This is a genomic window from Streptomyces sp. NBC_01267 (assembly GCF_036241575.1).
In the GTDB taxonomy this organism is placed as follows: domain Bacteria; phylum Actinomycetota; class Actinomycetes; order Streptomycetales; family Streptomycetaceae; genus Streptomyces.
The window spans coordinates 7,079,376-7,095,399 of record NZ_CP108455.1 but is presented as its reverse complement, the minus strand read 5'-3'; the positions used below and the strand labels follow the sequence as shown (position 1 = coordinate 7,095,399).

Annotated in this window: 11 protein-coding genes; 5 read left to right on the top strand and 6 right to left on the bottom strand. The window is 70.8% G+C overall.

Annotated features, from left to right (window positions below):
- The first annotated feature begins 117 nt into the window (after positions 1–117).
- Positions 118–1,632, top strand: coding sequence for a M1 family metallopeptidase (locus OG709_RS31805; protein ID WP_250302894.1), 1,515 nt, complete (start codon positions 118–120; stop codon positions 1,630–1,632).
- Positions 1,633–1,799: 167 nt separating this feature from the next.
- A complete protein-coding gene (locus tag OG709_RS31800; RefSeq protein ID WP_250302893.1) occupies positions 1,800–2,834 on the top strand; it encodes a LacI family DNA-binding transcriptional regulator in 1,035 nt (344 codons plus the stop codon).
- Here OG709_RS31800 and OG709_RS31795 read toward each other — a convergent pair.
- Entirely contained in the window at positions 2,797–3,687 is an 891-nt protein-coding gene (locus tag OG709_RS31795) for an oxygenase MpaB family protein (protein ID WP_250302891.1), read from the bottom strand. The two genes, OG709_RS31800 and OG709_RS31795, sit on opposite strands and share 38 nt — an antisense overlap.
- A 359-nt stretch (positions 3,688–4,046) precedes the next feature.
- On the opposite strand from OG709_RS31795, the gene OG709_RS31790 reads away from it, so the two are divergent.
- The gene (locus OG709_RS31790; RefSeq protein WP_329168607.1) at positions 4,047–5,021 is read left to right on the top strand and encodes an oxygenase MpaB family protein; all 975 of its coding nucleotides are present in this window, start codon (positions 4,047–4,049) and stop codon (positions 5,019–5,021) included.
- On the opposite strand, the gene OG709_RS31785 is transcribed toward OG709_RS31790, so the two are convergent.
- A complete protein-coding gene (locus tag OG709_RS31785) occupies positions 4,999–5,634 on the bottom strand; it encodes a TetR/AcrR family transcriptional regulator (protein ID WP_250302889.1) in 636 nt (211 codons plus the stop codon). The genes OG709_RS31790 and OG709_RS31785 overlap by 23 nt on opposite strands.
- Before the next feature lie 144 nt (positions 5,635–5,778).
- Between OG709_RS31785 and OG709_RS31780 the strand changes: the two genes are divergently transcribed.
- Positions 5,779–6,534 carry a MerR family transcriptional regulator gene (locus OG709_RS31780; RefSeq protein ID WP_250302887.1) on the top strand — a complete coding sequence of 252 codons (756 nt, stop codon included), beginning with the start codon at positions 5,779–5,781 and terminating at the stop codon, positions 6,532–6,534.
- Positions 6,535–6,568: 34 nt separating this feature from the next.
- Here OG709_RS31780 and OG709_RS31775 read toward each other — a convergent pair whose 3' ends face one another.
- From OG709_RS31775 to OG709_RS31765, 3 genes are all read right to left on the bottom strand, one after another.
- Positions 6,569–8,740 carry a 3-hydroxyacyl-CoA dehydrogenase NAD-binding domain-containing protein gene (locus OG709_RS31775; protein ID WP_266645842.1) on the bottom strand — a complete coding sequence of 724 codons (2,172 nt, stop codon included), beginning with the start codon at positions 8,738–8,740 and terminating at the stop codon, positions 6,569–6,571.
- 43 nt (positions 8,741–8,783) lie between these two features.
- Positions 8,784–9,998, bottom strand: a complete 1,215-nt coding sequence (locus tag OG709_RS31770) for an acetyl-CoA C-acetyltransferase (RefSeq protein WP_250302883.1) — start codon at positions 9,996–9,998, stop codon at positions 8,784–8,786.
- Positions 9,999–10,193: 195 nt separating this feature from the next.
- Positions 10,194–11,369, bottom strand: coding sequence for a CaiB/BaiF CoA transferase family protein (locus OG709_RS31765; protein ID WP_250302881.1), 1,176 nt, complete (start codon positions 11,367–11,369; stop codon positions 10,194–10,196).
- Between the two features lie 265 nt (positions 11,370–11,634).
- Here OG709_RS31765 and OG709_RS31760 point away from each other — a divergent pair, with 265 nt between their 5' ends.
- Positions 11,635–12,873 carry an ROK family protein gene (locus OG709_RS31760; RefSeq protein ID WP_266645844.1) on the top strand — a complete coding sequence of 413 codons (1,239 nt, stop codon included), beginning with the start codon at positions 11,635–11,637 and terminating at the stop codon, positions 12,871–12,873.
- 169 nt (positions 12,874–13,042) lie between these two features.
- Here the strand turns inward: OG709_RS31760 and OG709_RS31755 are convergent, their stop codons facing one another.
- Positions 13,043–15,772 (bottom strand): beta-N-acetylglucosaminidase domain-containing protein, encoded by a 2,730-nt coding sequence (locus tag OG709_RS31755; RefSeq protein WP_250302878.1) that lies wholly within the window; start codon positions 15,770–15,772, stop codon positions 13,043–13,045.
- Positions 15,773–16,024 lie beyond the last annotated feature (252 nt).

Below are 16,024 nucleotides of genomic sequence, written 5' to 3'. Positions count from 1 at the left end.
GGCGGCACATGACGGCCGGATGGCGATCCTGTGACAGCAGTGACCGTGGACATGACCAGTGGTTCATGGGCTGAATAGGGTCGAAGGGATCCACGACTCCCACGACTTGGAGCATCCGTGCACCGCAGACTCATCGTCCCGAGCGTGCTCGCGGCCTCACTCATGCTGGCGATCCCGGCATCGGCCGCTGCCCGAGGGTCCGCGCCCAGCGACGCCACGCCCGGCGCCCCCGGCATCGGCGACCCCTACTACCCGGCGTACGGCAACGGCGGCTACGACGTCTCGCACTACGACCTGAAGCTGAAGTACGAGCCGTCGACCGACCGGCTGGACGGCACGGCGACGATCCTCGCCACCGCCACCCAGGACCTCTCGCGGTTCGATCTGGACTTCCTGCTCGATGTGAGCGAAGTACGGGTCAACGGCGCGAAGGCCACCTTCGCCACGTCCGGGCAGCACGAACTGGAGGTCACTCCGGCCCGGTCGCTGGCCAAGGGTTCCTCCGTCACCGTCGTCGTGCGCTACAGCGGCGTGCCGTCCACGAAATCGGCGTACGGCTTCTCGACCTGGCACCGGACCCCGGACGGCGCGGTCGCGGCGGACGAACCCGAGTCGGCCTGGTGGTGGTTCCCGAGCAACGACCACCCGCTCGACAAGGCCACCTTCGATGTGTCGGTCTCCGTGCCGGACGGTACCCAGGCCATCAGCAACGGTGTGCTCCAGTCGCAGCGCTCGAAGCTCGGCAGGACCACGTTCAACTGGCGGTCCAACAAGCCGCAGGCGACGTACCTGACCACGCTCGCGGTCGGCAAGTTCGACATCACCACGGACACGACGGCGGCGGGCGTGCCGATCGTCAACGCGTACAGCAAGGACCTGGGCGACAACTACGGGGCGGCCCGCGCCAGCGTGGAGCGGACCGGTGAGGTCGCCGACTGGCTGAGCGGCTACTTCGGCCCGTACCCGTTCAGCGCGCTGGGCGGCTACGTCCCCAACACCACCACGGGCTACGCGCTGGAGACCCAGACCCGGCCGTTCTACAGTCCCAAGCAGTTCGCGAACGGCGCCAACACCTCGGTGATCGTCCATGAGTTGGCGCACCAGTGGTACGGGGACAGTGTGTCCCTCAAGGGCTGGAAGGACATCTGGATCAACGAGGGTTTCGCCAGCTACGCCGAGTGGCTGTGGTCGGAGAGCGAGGGCCAGGGCACCACACAGCAGCTCGCGGACTACGTGTACGACTCGCACCCGGCCGACGACGCCTTCTGGACGGTGAAGCCGGGCGACCCGGGCGCGGACAACCAGTTCGACGCCGCCGTGTACGACCGGGGCGCGCTCGCCATTCAGGCACTGCGCAACAAGATCGGTGACACCGCGTTCTTCCGGATCCTGAAGGGGTGGCCCACCGAGCACGCCTACGGCAATGCCTCGGTGGCCGACTTCGAGAAGTACGCCGAGCGGATCTCGGGCAAGCCGCTGGCCGAGTTCTTCGACACCTGGCTGTTCACCACCGCCAAGCCGGCCGCGCCGGCGGCGGCGAAGGCGCGGATCGCCCGCCCGGACGCGAAGCCGGTCCGGCCCAGGTCCTGGGAGCAGATCGAGCGCACGCACCGCACCGTGCACGCGCACTGACCTGCTTGCAGCCCCTGCCGCGCCGCCCGTTCCCGAGGGCGGCGCGGCTTTCCGCGTCCGGCGACAGGTGGTGACAGTCTGATCAACCGCCTATCGTGCACCAGGTCGTTACGCTGCTCCCACCGCGAGCACCACCCGACCAGCAACTACGCCGACGAGGAGCTCCCGTGCCCGATCCGATCCCCGGCTCCCGTCCGACCCTGGAGGCCGTAGCGGCCCGCGCGGGTGTGTCCCGGGCGACCGCGTCGCGCGTCGTCAACGGCGGCGCCGGGGTGCGGCAGTTGCTGGTCGAACGGGTCCAGGAGGCCGTCGACGAGCTGGGCTACATCCCCAATCACGCGGCCAGGACACTGGTCACCCGGCGCAACGGCGCGGTGGCCGTGATCATCGCGGAGCCCGAGATCCGGATCTTCTCGGACCCGTTCTTCTCCCAGCAGCTGCGCGGCATAAGCCGCGAACTGACGGCGCACGACTCGCAGTTGGTTCTGCTCCTCGTGGAGGGAAGCGGCGACTACGACCGGGTCGCCCGCTATCTCGCCGGCGGCCATGTGGACGGCGCGCTGGCGTTCTCGCTGCACACCGAGGATCCGCTGCCCGCCGTCATCCACAAGGCCGGGATCCCGGCGGTGTTCGGCGGCCGTCCGGTGTGGAAGGGCCCGGAGTCGGACCTCGCCCTGCCGTACGCCGACTGCGACAACCGGGGCGGCGCCCGCCAGGCCGTACAGCACCTGGTCGGGCTCGGGCGCCGCAGCATCGCGCACATCGCGGGCCCCCAGGACCAGACCTCCGGCATCGACCGGCTGGACGGGTACCGGGACGTGCTGCTGGACGTCGATCCGGGGCTCACCGCCCAGGGCGCCTTCACCGAGGAGAGCGGAGCCGCGGCCATGGCCGAACTGCTGGCGCGCCGGCCGGAGCTGGACGCCGTGTTCGCGGCCAACGACCTGATGGCGTCCGGCGCGCTCCAGGTGCTGCGGAACCACGGCCGGCGGGTGCCGGAGGACGTGGCGGTGGTCGGCTTCGACAACATGGAGAAGGTCGCGGAACTCACCGACCCTCCGCTGACGACGATCCGTCAGGACATCGAGGGGATGGGGCAGTTGATGGTGCGGATGCTGATCCGCGGCCTGGACCGGGAGACCGTCACCCCGCCGGATTCAGTGATCATGCCGACGGATCTGGTGCGCCGGGCGTCCGCCTGACCCGGTGGCGGGCCCGCGCCGCGCGGGCCAGGGGGAGGTAGCGCAGCCGCTCGGGAAGCACCGGCACCACGGCTCCCACGAACCGGCCGAAGCGGCGCAGTGCGCGCTCCTGGGAGTCCGTCCATTCCAGCCCCATGGCCTCGCGGGCGTCCGGCGGCATCAGCCCGACGGTGACGAAGCGCCGGAAGCGCGCCAGGGGCGGCAGCAGTACGGGCCACAGCGCCCGTACGAGCAGCCGGACCACCCGGGGCCCCCGGTCGGGGGCGGGTACCGGGCTGCGGACATCGGTCAGTTCCCGCACCAGGGGGGTGGCCTCGATCTCGTCGGCCAGCATCCTGCGGTAGTACGGCCAGAACGCCTCGACGGTCTGCGGCATGTCCCGGTCGTCGATGCCGAGGACCCGGCCGACCTGGAGCCACTCCCCGTAGAGCTGCCGCTGCTGCGCCTCGGTGTAGGGGCGGCCGAGGTACGTCCGGCGCCGCAGGAAGACCGGGAAGCCGGTGGCGTGCACCCAGGCGTAGGTGTGCGGAGCGAGCGCGCGGTAGTGGCGGCCCCGGGTGTCGGTGCCCTCGATACCCCGGTGCAGCGCCCGGAGGCGGCTCCCCTCCTCGACGGCCGCGTCACCGCCGTACACCCAGAGCTGCAGCGACCACAGCGAGCGCTCGGCGCGGCCCCACGGGTCCGTACGGAAGTCGGAGAACTCGTCGACCCCGGCGCCGACGGCCGGGTGCGCGACCTGCATGGCCAGCGCCGCGGGCAGGGTGAGCAGCGTCCTGATGTCGCCGACCTCGCTCCACAGCACGCCGCCCGGCGGGGGCGGCGCCGGTTCGGCGGGCCTGCTGGGGCTGCTCATGGTGATGCTCCTGAAGGTCGTGGGACGGAGGCGTGCCGTCGGACCAGGCCCCGTCCCCCGGGCCACCGGGAAACAGTTCGCTATATGTCCGGTTTGTGCATTTTCCAGTATGCAGCCGGGCCGACCGCTCCGCCAGGACATCCACGAGCACCCGGCCGCACCACCTCAGCAGACCGATTCAGCCACATCCCTGAAGGTCCGTCAGGGGCGTTGACGTGCGCTGTGAAACAAGTCGATAGTTTCTGTAACATTGACTCTCCGGCATCGGGGGGGCTCGTCAACACGCTGCGTACCAGGGCAGGTTGAGCAGCGCGGGCCTTCACGCACCCTCCGTTCCGGGCACCCGAGGAGGCGAAGCCATGGGCCGCTACAGTCGCCTGCGCGAGATCCGCGCCATGGACCCCGCGCGGGATTTCGAACACATCCACCGGCTGATCTCGCAGTACGAGTTCCCCTGGGACTACGCCCAGGGGGTGAGCGTCGCCTTCCTGCGCGACTACGGCGTCCCCCGGATATCTCAACTGCTCGACCGCACACAGGAGTTCGAGAAGGCCGGGCAGAAGCGGTACGACGACACCGTGCTCATCGGCTACGAGATGGTCCGGGACGGGTTCGACAGCGCGCGCGGCCGGGCCGCCGCCCGCCATCTCAACCGCATCCACGGCAGGTACCGCATCCCCAACGAGGACTTCCTGTACGTCCTCGCCACGACCGTCGTCGGCCCGAAGCGCTGGATCGACCGCTTCGGCTGGCGAAAACTCTGCGCCAACGAGGCCGAGGCCCTGGCCCTGGTCGGCCACCGGACGGCGCTGATGATGGGCATCGACGGCGCCCCTTCCAGCTACGCCGGTTTCGAGAGATTCCTCGACGCCTACGAGGCGGAGATGTTCGCGTACCACCCGGCCAACCGCCGGGTCGCGAACGCCACCTTCCGGGTGATGGCGGGCTGGTATCCACGCTTCATGAGCCCCCTGGTGGCCCGGCTGGCGCTGGCGCTGCTCGACGAGCCACTGCTGCGGGCGCTCGGTTTCCGCCCGCAGCCGCAGTGGGTACGGTCGGCCGCCGTCCGGGCCGTGCGGGCCAGGTCGTACGTCGTACGGGCTCTGCCCGCGCGGCCGGGGCGGCGGCCCGCGCTGCCCAAGCCGCGCTCCTACCCCTTCGGCTGGACGCTGGACGACCTCGGTCCGCACTGGACGCAGAACCGCCCGCTGCATCCGCTCCCCGACGAGCAGGAGACGGACGGCCAGGAGACGGACGGCCAGGAGACGGACGGACGGCGGACGGGCGACGGTCCGCACGCGGTACGCCGGGTCAGCGCCCCAGCAGCGGAATGAGGTACCGGCGGGCGAAGTCCCGTACCTGGTCGTCGTCGTCGAGCTCGAAGCAGCTGACCGGGTTGAGCAGGAACGAGACGGTGATCCGCACCATCAGTTCGGCGACCGGCGTCGGATCGGTCACCGGCCTGCCCTCCAGCCGTTGCGCGTGCCGCAGCCGGTCGGCGAGATACGACCGGACGGCCAGGAAACCAGGGCCGCTCTCCACCGTCAGAAAGGGCAGCAGCGTCTCGGGCTCCAGCCGCAGCAGCCCGCCGATCAGCGGGTGTTGCCGGATGTGCTGGAGCACCACGAGGAACCCCTCGACCAGCCGGTCCTCCACGGTGGGCAGGCCGGCCACGGTCGCGTCGACGTCCATGACGAACCTGCGGTACTCGCGGATCAGGCAGGCGGAGACCAGCCCGTCCTTGTTGCCGAACCGCCGGTACACGGTGACGCGTGAGACCCCGGCCCGTTTCGCCACGTCGTCGACGGTCGACCGGCGCAGACCGAAGGTGGTGAACTGCTCACGTGCCGCGTCGAGTATCTGCTCGGTGAGCGGGTCCGCGGGCGCCGGCTCACCGTCCAGCGCGTGGGTCAGCAGCGCCGCATCGGCGGTACTCCGTGGAGCCATCAGGCCCTCCCCGTCCGTCCTTCGGCCACCCGGCCACAGCCCGACGACAGTAGCCCAACCAGGGCACTTTCACAGGAGTGGTGAGACAGCAATACTGTTGCACCGGACCGACCGCGTACCGGTCCGGGGAAGAGAGGCACCGCCATGTCGACGGAGACCGGGGAGACGGCCCTCACGGTCGACGAACTGGCCGCGCGTGCCGGGGTCACGGTGCGTACGGTCCGCTTCTACAGCACCCGCGGTCTGCTGCATCCACCGGTGATCGGTCCCCGCCGCGTCGGTCTGTACGGCCCCGCCCATCTCTCCCGCCTCGCGCTGATCGAGGAGCTTCAGCACCACGGGCTGACGCTGGCCGCGATCGAGCGCTACCTCCAGCAGCTGCCGGAGGACCTGAGCGCGCACGACCTCGCCATCCACCGTGCCGTGGTGGCCTCGTGGGCGCCGGAGGGCGCGGACGACGCCACCCGGGCCGAGCTGGAGCGGCGGGCCGGGCGGGCGTTGTCGGGAGGGGACATCGACCGGCTGGCCGCGATGAACGTGCTGGAGAGGGTGACCGGCGACCCGGATGCCTTCCGGGTCGACCCCGGGTTGCTCGCGCTCGGTGTCCAGCTGCTCGACGTGCCGATCGAGCACGAGACGATCCTGGCCGCCCGTACGGTGGTGCTGGAACACACCCGGGCCGCGGCGAAGGAACTGACCCGGCTCTTCCAGGACGAGGTGTGGGGGCCCTACCGGGAGCGCGAGCGCGATCCGGCGGCCGTGGAGGCGATGAAGTCGCTCTCCGCCTCCATGCAGCCGATGGTCGTGCAGGCGCTGGTGACCGCGTTCCAGCGGTCACTGAAGGAGGAGCTGCGGGCCCGTTACGTGGACGGACCCGCAGCGACCGGCGCCCCCCGCTGACCGGTCCGACCGGCGGCACGGCGGGCCGAGCGGGTCAGCTGTCGCTGAACTGCTCGCCCTTCTCGGCCTTCTCGACCAGCAGGGCGGGCGGGGCGAACCGCTCCCCGTACCGCTCGGCGAGCGCACGCGCCCGTGCCACGAAGCCGGGCAGACCGCCCGGGTATCCGTTGATGTACTGGATGACGCCCCCCGTCCAGCCCGGGAACCCGATGCCGAAGATCGAGCCGATGTTGGCGTCGGCGACCGAGGTCAGTACGCCTTCCTCGAAGCAGCGGACGGTGTCCAGCGCCTCCGAGAAGAGCATCCGCTCCTTCATGTCGGTGAACGGGATGTCCACCCCGGCCTCGGTGAAGTGCTCGCGCAGACCGGGCCAGAGACCGTCCCGCTTCCCGTCGGTGTACTCGTAGAAGCCCGCTCCCCCGCTGCGGCCCGTGCGGCCGAACTCGTCGACCATCCGGTCGATGACCTCGTCCGACGGGTGCCCGGCCCAGGTGCCGCCCGCCTCCTCGACGGCCCGCTTCGCCTCGTTGCGGATCTTGCGCGGCAGGGTGAGTGTCAGCTCGTCCATCAGGGAGAGCACCTTGGCCGGGTAGCCGGCCTGCGCCGCCGCCTGCTCCACCGACGCGGGGTCGACGCCCTCGCCGACCATCGCCACGCCCTCGTTGATGAACTGTCCGATGACCCGCGACGTGAAGAAGCCGCGTGAGTCGTTGACGACGATCGGGGTCTTCCTGATCTGGCGTACCAGGTCGAAGGCGCGTGCCAGGGCCTCGTCGCCGGTCCGCTCGCCCTTGATGATCTCGACGAGCGGCATCTTGTCGACGGGCGAGAAGAAGTGCAGACCGATGAAGTCGGCGGGCCGTGTCACGCCCTCGGCGAGCAGCGTGATGGGCAGGGTCGAGGTGTTGGAACAGAGCAGCGCGCCGGGCTCGATGATGCCTTCGATCTCCTGGAACACCTTGCTCTTCAGCGCCGGGTCCTCGAAGACCGCTTCGATCACCGCGTCGCAGCCCGCCAGGTCGGCGGGGTCACCGGTCGGGGTGATGAGAGCGAGCAGCGCGTCGCGCTTCGACTCGGTGGTGCGGCCCCGGGAGAGCGCCTTCGCGAGGAGCTTCTCCGCGTACGCCTTGCCCTGCTGCGCCGCCTCGGACGACACGTCCTTGAGGACGACCTCGATGCCTGCGCGGGCGCACGCGTACGCGATGCCCGCCCCCATCATTCCGGCGCCGAGGACGGCGACCTTGCGGACCGGGCGTGGCTCGATGTCCCGGGGGCGGTTGGCGCCGGAGTTGACGGCCTGGAGGTCGAAGAAGAACGCCTGGGTCATGTTCTTCGAGATCTGGCCGGTGACCAGCTCCACGAAGTACCGCGCCTCGATGGTCTGCGCGGTCTCGAAGTCGACCTGGGAGCCCTCTACGGCCGCCGCGAGGATGTTGCGCGGGGCGGGGTAGGGGGCGCCGTTGATCTGCTTCTTCAGATTGGCGGGAAAGGCGGGGAGGTTGGCGGCGAAGCGCGGGTCGGACGGGGTACCGCCGGGGATCTTGTAGCCCTTGACGTCCCACGGCTGCTGCGACTCGGGGTTCGCGTCGATGAACGCGTGGGCCTTGGCGAGCATCTCGTCGGGGGTGGCGGCGATCTCGTGGACCAGGCCGTTGTCCAGGGCGCGCCGGGGGGTGTACCGGGTGCCCTGGAGCAGCACCTTGAGCAGCGCGTCGGCGATGCCCAGCAGCCGTACGGTACGGGTGACGCCGCCACCGGCGGGCAGCAGGCCCAGGGTGACCTCGGGCAGGCCGATCCTGGAGCCGGGGGCGTCGAGGGCGACCCGGTGGTGGCAGGCCAGCGCGATCTCGTAACCGCCGCCCAGGGCGGCGCCGTTGACGGCCGCGACGACCGGTTTGCCGAGGGTTTCGATCCGGCGCAGGGCGTGCTTGATGTCCATGCCCGTGTCGAAGGCCTGCTGGGCCTGTGCGGGCCCGATCCTGATCAGGTCCTTGAGGTCGCCGCCCGCGAAGAAGGTCTTCTTGGCGGAGGTGACGATGATGCCGCGGATGCTGTCGCGCTCGGCCTCGGCACGGTCGGCGACGGCCGCGATCGACTCCTTGAACGCCTGGTTCATGGTGTTCGCGGACTGGTGGGGGTCGTCGAGTACCAGGGTGACCACGCCGGTCCCGTCCTGTTCCCAGCGGATGGTGGTGTTCTCGCTCATGGTGTGGCTGCTCCGTTTGCGGGCCGTGAGGGAAGGGACGCGGTCAGAGACGCTCGATGACGGTGGCGACGCCCATGCCGCCGCCGACGCAGAGCGTGACCAGGCCGTACCGCTGGTCGCGGCGCTCCAGTTCGTCGATGAGAGTGCCGAGGATCATCGCGCCGGTGGCGCCGAGCGGGTGGCCCAGCGCGATGGCCCCGCCATTGACGTTGATCTTGTCGAGCGGGAGCTCCATGTCCCTGGCGAAGCGCAGGACGACGCCCGCGAACGCTTCGTTGATCTCCACGAGGTCGATGTCGGCGATGGTCAGACCCGCCTTGGCGAGGGCCTTGCGGGTGGCGGGCGCGGGCCCGGTCAGCATGATGGTCGGCTCGGACCCCGACACGGCGGCCGAGACGATACGGGCCCGTGGGGTCAGCCCGTAGCGCTCGCCGATCTGGCCGGAGCCGATGGCGACCAGTGAGGCCCCGTCCACGATGCCGGAGGAATTGCCCGCGTGGTGGACGTGGTCGATCTTCTCGACCCAGTGGTACTTCTGCAGTGCGACCGCGTCGAAGCCGCCCATCTCGCCGATCGTGGCGAAGGAGGGCTTGAGCGCGGCGAGCGACTCCGCGGTCGTGCCGGGGCGCAGATGTTCGTCGTGGTCCAGGACTACCAGGCCGTTGCGGTCCGTGACGGGAACGACGGAGCGCGCGAAGCGGCCGTCCTTCCATGCCTCGGCCGCCCGCTCCTGGGACAGCGCGGCGTAGGAGTCGACGTCGTGCCGGGTGAATCCCCCGATGGTCGCGATGAGGTCGGCGCCGACGCCCTGGGGGGCGAAGCCGGTGTCCCAGTTGGTCATCGGGTCCATGGCCCAGGCCCCGCCGTCGGAGGCCATCGGGACCCGGGACATCGACTCGACCCCACCGGCCAGGACCAGGTCCTCCCAGCCGGAACGGACCTTGGCGGCGGCGAGGTTGACGGCTTCGAGGCCCGAGGCGCAGAAGCGGTTCTCCTGCACCCCGGCGACGGTGTCGGGCAGTCCGGCGGCGACGGCCGCGATACGGGCGATGTCGGAGCCCTGGTCGCCCACCGGGCTGACCACGCCGAGCACGATGTCGTCGATGGCGGCCGGGTCGAGGCCGGGGAACCTGCGGCGCATTTCGTGGATCAGGCCGACGACCAGGTCGATCGGCTTGGTGCCGTGCAGGGCGCCATTGGCCTTGCCGCGCCCGCGCGGGGTGCGGATCGCGTCGTAGACGAATGCTTCGGTACTCAAGACAGCAGCCTTTCGAGGAGGGTCAGGCAAGGAAGGGGCGGCCGGTGTTCTCCATCATGATCTCGGTCGTGCCGCCGCAGATCGTCCGTATACGGCCGCCGGTGCACGCCTTCGATATCTGACACTCAGTCACGTACGCATATTCATGAAGCAGTTGGTCAGGAACGTCGGCCATCCGCTTCTGGAGTCGTCGCTTCAACGGTCTCCCGCCCCCGCTGTCCGCCGCGCGTCCCGTTCCGGCGGGCCGGTCTCCGCCGCGATACCGGGCACGCCCCAGTCGCGGGCCACCTCCACGGTGTCGGCGCCCGGCCTCGCGGGCCCCCTGCGTACGGAACCGGGCGTCACGGAGAAGCGCGGGGCGGGCGCGGGCTGGGTCATGCCGCTGTGTTCGACGAACGTTCCGCGCGCGGCGACGTGCGGGTGCGCGGGGGCCTCGCGCAGCGAGAGGACCGGCGCCACGCAGGCGTCCGAGTCCTCGAAGACCGCTGTCCACTCCGCGCGCGTCCGGGTCAGGAAACGGGCGGCGATGGTGTCGCGCAGCGCGTCCCACCGGGCGACGTCCTTGCGTGCGGGCGCTTCGGCGGCGATCCCGAGCAGCCGGACGAACTCGTCGTAGAACTGCGGCTCCAGGGCTCCCACAGCCATGTACTCGCCGTCCGATGTGGCGTAGCTGCCGTAGAACGGGCAGCCGCCGTCGAGCAGATTGGCGCCGCGCCGGTCCTGCCAGCCGCCGGCCGCGAGCATGCCGTGGATCATCGTGGTCAGATGCGCGGTGCCGTCCACGATCGCGGCGTCGACGACCTGGCCCGCTCCCCCGTCCGTACGGGCGTGCTGGAGCGCGGCGAGGACGCCGACGACCAGGTAGAGCGAGCCTCCCGCGTAGTCGCCGACCAGGTTCGCCGGAACGGCGGGCGGCTCGCCGGGGTTGCCGATCATGCCGAGCGTGCCGGTGACGGCGATGTACGCGATGTCGTGCCCGGCGCGCCGGGCGAGCGGTCCGTCCTGTCCCCAGCCGGTCATCCGCCCGTACACCAGCTTCGGGTTGCGGGCGTGGCACTGCTCGGGGCCGACGCCGAGCCGCTCGGCGACGCCCGGCCGGTAGCCCTCGATGAGGATGTCGGCGCGCTCCACGAGGTCGAGGACCCGGGCGGGGCCGTCCTCGGCCTTGAGGTCGACGAGCACCGAGCGTTTGTTGCGGTTGGTGAGGTCGTACTCCGGGTTGACCGCGAGCCCCGCACCGCCGGGCCGGTCGACGCGTACGACATCGGCTCCGAGGTCCGCGAGGAGCATCGCGGCGAACGGGCCCGGCCCGATGCCCGCCAGCTCGACCACGCGCACCCCGGCCAGCGGGCCGTTCCCTGTCGCTGCCATCAAGCCCCCAGCACTGTGACACAACTGATGTGACATCGATGATGTTAAGAACGTGTTCCACTCCGCACAAGGCTTCGGACCGAGCGGTCACCCGGACCCCGTCACCGGCCGCTCCCGGTCGGCGCTCGCCTGCGGGGTCCGTACGGATCAGCGGTTCCCACGCTAACCTCGGCCACCGGCAACGGCGCGGTACCCACGACGGCGCCCGCCGGGGCCGGCGGGCGGAACCCCGGCGAACGGGGCCGGGAAGTAGGCTCGCGGCGATATGGAGAAGAACCTGACCCCGCTCGGGCCCAAGGCCGACAAGGACACCGTGCGGCGGCACAATCTCAGCCTCGTGCTGCGGGCCGTCCGGGACCAGGGCGAGGCGACCCGGGCCGGAGTCGCCGGACGGGTGGGCCTGACGCGGGCGGCCGTGTCCTCGCTGGTGGAACAGCTGCTGGAGAGCGGGTTCCTCGCCGAGTCGGGAAAGACGTTCAGCGGGCAGGCGGGACGCCCCGGCACGGTGCTCAAGCCCGCCAGGACCGGGGCCGCGGGGGTGGGCGTCGAGGTCAACATCGACTACGTGTCGGTGTGTGTGGTGGATCTGGCGGGCGCCGACCGGGTGCGTGTGACCGAGCACCTCGACAACCGGGGCGCGCCGCCCGCCGATGTGCTGGTCCGCGCCGCCCGGGTCGCCGCCCGCGCGCTGGAGTCGGCCGCGGAGCAGGAACTGGGACCGGTCGGCGTACAGCTGGCGCTGCCCGGCCTGGTTTCCGGGGGGACCGTCCGCCAGGCGCCCAACCTCGGCTGGAACGGGGTCGCCGCCGAGGAACTGTTCGCGCAGGCGCTCGCCGCGGTGCGCCCCGCCCACCGGGCCCTGCCGGTGAGTTCGGAGAACGAGGCCAATCTGGCCGCGCTGGCCGAGCTGTGGTTCGGCGGTCTCGGCGAGGTCCGCAGCTTCCTCTATCTGACGGGCGAGATCGGCGTCGGCGGCGCCCTGGTGCTCGACGGTGAACTGTTGCGCGGCGCCCATGGGTTCGCCGGTGAGATCGGCCATGTGGTGGCGGACGTGGCGGGTCCCGCGTGCCGTTGCGGCGCACGAGGCTGTCTGGAGCAGTACGCGGGCCAGTCCGCGCTGCTGCGGGCCGCCGGTATCGACGAGAGCACCGGGGTGTCCGGGGTCGCGGAGCTGGAGCGGCGGGCCCGCTCCGGTGACGAGCGCGCGGTGGCGGCCGTCGGGGAGGCCGGACTGATGCTCGGGCGGGTGCTGTCCGGCGCGGTCAATCTCTTCGATCCGGACGCGGTGGTGCTCGGCGGTATCTACCGGGGTCTGATGCCGTGGCTGTCGCCGGGCGCCGACCGGGAGCTGACCGGCCGGGTGGTGTCGGGGCTCTGGTCGCACGGGAGTGGCCGGCTGCGCGCCTCGTCGGTCGCGGGTGACGCGGCCCGGGGAGCTGCCGCGCAGATCGTCCAGGAGGTACTCGCCGATCCGGTGGCGTACGCGGAACTCGGGACGGCGTGAACCCCGTACGGCGTGACACCCAATACCGCGTGACACCCCGCACGGCGTGACGGAGCGGCCGGGAACCGTTCGGGACCGCGAGGACAACTCCCCCACGGTCCCGGACAGTTGAGAGGGGCCGAGCGGCTCGTGGCCGCCCGGCCCCCATCAGTACGCGGTGTTCCCGCGGTTATCGCACGACCACTTCGCTGATCTGCGGAGCCGCCGAGCCGTCGGCCCACAGCAGACGGACCGCGTCGGCCGCGTCGGCACTCACCTTGATCTGGGTGAACGCGCCGGCCGTCGTTCCGACCGTCCGCCACGTTCCGCCCGACCGTACCTGCACGGACGCCTTGACGCCCGTCACCCCGTCAGGGGCCAGGACGGTCACGGTGTGCACCGGCTGCGCCTGCGGCAGGGTCACGTCCAGCGACTCTCCGGCCTTCGGGGCGCGCGATGCCCGGTAGACACTCTCCGCGTTCCCGTCCGCCGCGCCGGCCAGGGTGCTGCCGTCCGCCGCGGGCGGGTTGCCCGTCACGGCCGGTGCTTCGGCGCCGCCCACGTGGAACTCCCGTACGACCACCCAGTTGGTCTGGTCGGCCGTCGAACGGGCGCGGACGTAGCGGGCCGTGGTGCCGGCCGGGGCCTTCGCCGTGGCGGTCGGCTCGTCCTTGAACGAACCGAGCTCGTGCCACGTCTTGTTGTCCGACGAGTACTCCAGAACACCCTGGTGGATGTAGTCGCTGTCGCTGCCGGACTTCGCCATCGCGACGCTGACGTCACTGATGCTCCGCTCGGAGCCGAGGTCGACGCCGACCCAGTCCCCGTTGTTCGCGGCCTCGCTGCTCCAGAAGTACGTGGAGTCGTCACCGTCGGTCATCCGGTCCGCGGCGTTCCCGGAGTAGACACCGAGATTTGTCTGGCCCACCGCCTTCGACGGCAGTCCGAGCAGCTTCCCCTGCTCGGTGAGCGCCCGGGTCACGAAGGTGTCGAGCACCCCGTCGCCCACCACGACCGGGATCTTCCCGCCGTTCATGTCGACGTACACCGGCGCCTTGGCCTTGGCGACCAGCCCGGCCAGCTTCTGCCGGGCGGTCCACGCGGCTGCGCCGTGGCCTGCCTTCGCGTCCTCGATCATGGTCAGCGCCGTCTGCGTCGCGGTGCCCCAGGCCCCGGCCGAGTCCAGCCACGGCGCGGCGTCGGTGAGGAAACCCTTGTCGGACAGCTTCGCCCGCAGTACGGCGGGGGCGTCCTGCAGCTCCCGCAGCGCCGCCGACAGCGTGCGGGCCGACACCTTGCCGTCCCAGTAGCCGGAGATCGCGGCGGACAGCTCGGGCGCCTGCTGCTTGTTCAGCGAGGAGCTGTAGTTGACGTCGGTGAACGCCCGCAGCGCGCGCTCCACGTCGGCCTTCCCGCCCGCCATCTCGTCGACCGCTTCCCCGTACGACCGGTCCGGGTCGTACGCGGTGTCGTTCCACGTGTAGTCGGCGACCGTGGACAGCGCGAGCTTCGAGGCGTACGGCTGGATCATCGGGTTGGCGGTGATGCCCGCGAGCTGGTCGGCGAGCCCCTTCTCGCGCCCGCTGAACGGCCCGAGCAGCAGCCGGTTGGTGACGTAGTCGTTGACCGGGTAGTTGTCCCAGGTCAGGATCGAGTGGCCGAACACCTTCTTGGCGGACTGCGCCTGAGCGACCGTCATGGTCGGGGCGACGACGCCGACTCCGGTCCACTCGACCAGTACGTCCTTGTCCAGCTGCTCGGCGATGGCCGTCTTGTACGGCGACGGGGTGACGTCGTAGTACTCCGTCGGCACCATTTCGAGCGGCTGCGCGCCCTCGTGGGTCTTGATGAACTGCTCGTTGACCCGGTTGAGGAGGTAGGCCTGAGCGGCGCCCGCCGCCCCGCCGCCGGTGCCGAACTTGGTCTTGTCGGCGTCACAGTTCCAGTTGGTGTAACTGATGTCGTCCAGCGGGATGGCGAACTGCCGCACGCCGATGTCCCAGATGGTCTGGAGCTTGTCCATCAGCGCCTTGAGGTCCGCGTCGGAGCTGTAGCAGGCGCTCAGACCCGGGGAGAGGGCGTAGGTGAACTGCACGTGATCGGCGCGGGCCCGGTCCACCAGGGCCTTGATCTGGGCCAGTTGGTCCGCCGGGTAGGGGTCGCGCCACTTGTCCCGGAGGTAGGCGTCGTCCTTCGGCGAGTAGACGTAGATGTTCATCTTGTGCGCGCCGTAGAAGTCCAGCTGGTCCAGGCGCGCGGCCTGCGACCACGGGGTTCCGTAGAAACCCTCGATGGTGCCGCGGATGGGTGTGGACGGCCAGTCCCGTACGTTCAGGCCGTGTACGGACCCGCCGGGGTGGCTGCTCTGCGGGAGCACCTGCCTGAGCGACTGCGCGGCGTAGTACGTGCCGGTCGCGTCGACGCCGGAGAGCACGATCCGGCCCGCGCCGTCGCCGTGGGCCCGGCCGGCCGCGAGCACATAGCCCTCGGCGGCGAGCCCCTGCGTGCCCTTGACGCCGAGGGCGTCGAGGGCCTTGGTGGCGGACGCGTTCTCGCCGGGGCCACCGACGTAGACCGCCAGCCTGCCGGGATCACTGCTCTTCGTGCCGACGGCCAGCCGGGTGGCTCCGGCCGCCTTCAGGGACTTCTCCACCAGGGCGAGCGCGGCGGCGTCGGTCGTGCTGCCGGTGACGACGTCGACGGTCGGGGTGATCCGGACGCTGTCGGAGCGGACGGTCTCCGCCTGCGGGGTGGGGGTGATGACGGGGGCGACCGGTTTCGGGGCCGCGCTCGCGGTCCCGGCCGCGACCGCCGCGGTGAGCGGGGCTGCTGCGAGTGCCAGCGCGAGCCCGGAAGCCAGTGGTCTGAGAAGAGGCCTGGGCGGCCTGTGGTGTGGTCCGTCGGGCTGCTTGCGGAACATCAACGATCCTCCACGGTTCGGCACCGCCCCCGGAACGGGGCTCTGGAGGACTAGACCACTTGACCCTTTCCGTGTCAACGATGCGTGCAGGAAGGCTTTTCCGAGCAGATATGCGCACGCATACTTCCGTTCAGTGGCGCAGTGCATTCTCCGGAGCACAGCACGGATGTGATCGAAGCCGAACCGTAGCGAGAGGCCAGGACACAGATGAGCAGGCACTTGGACGGGCACACGGGCGAGCCACCGCGCGCA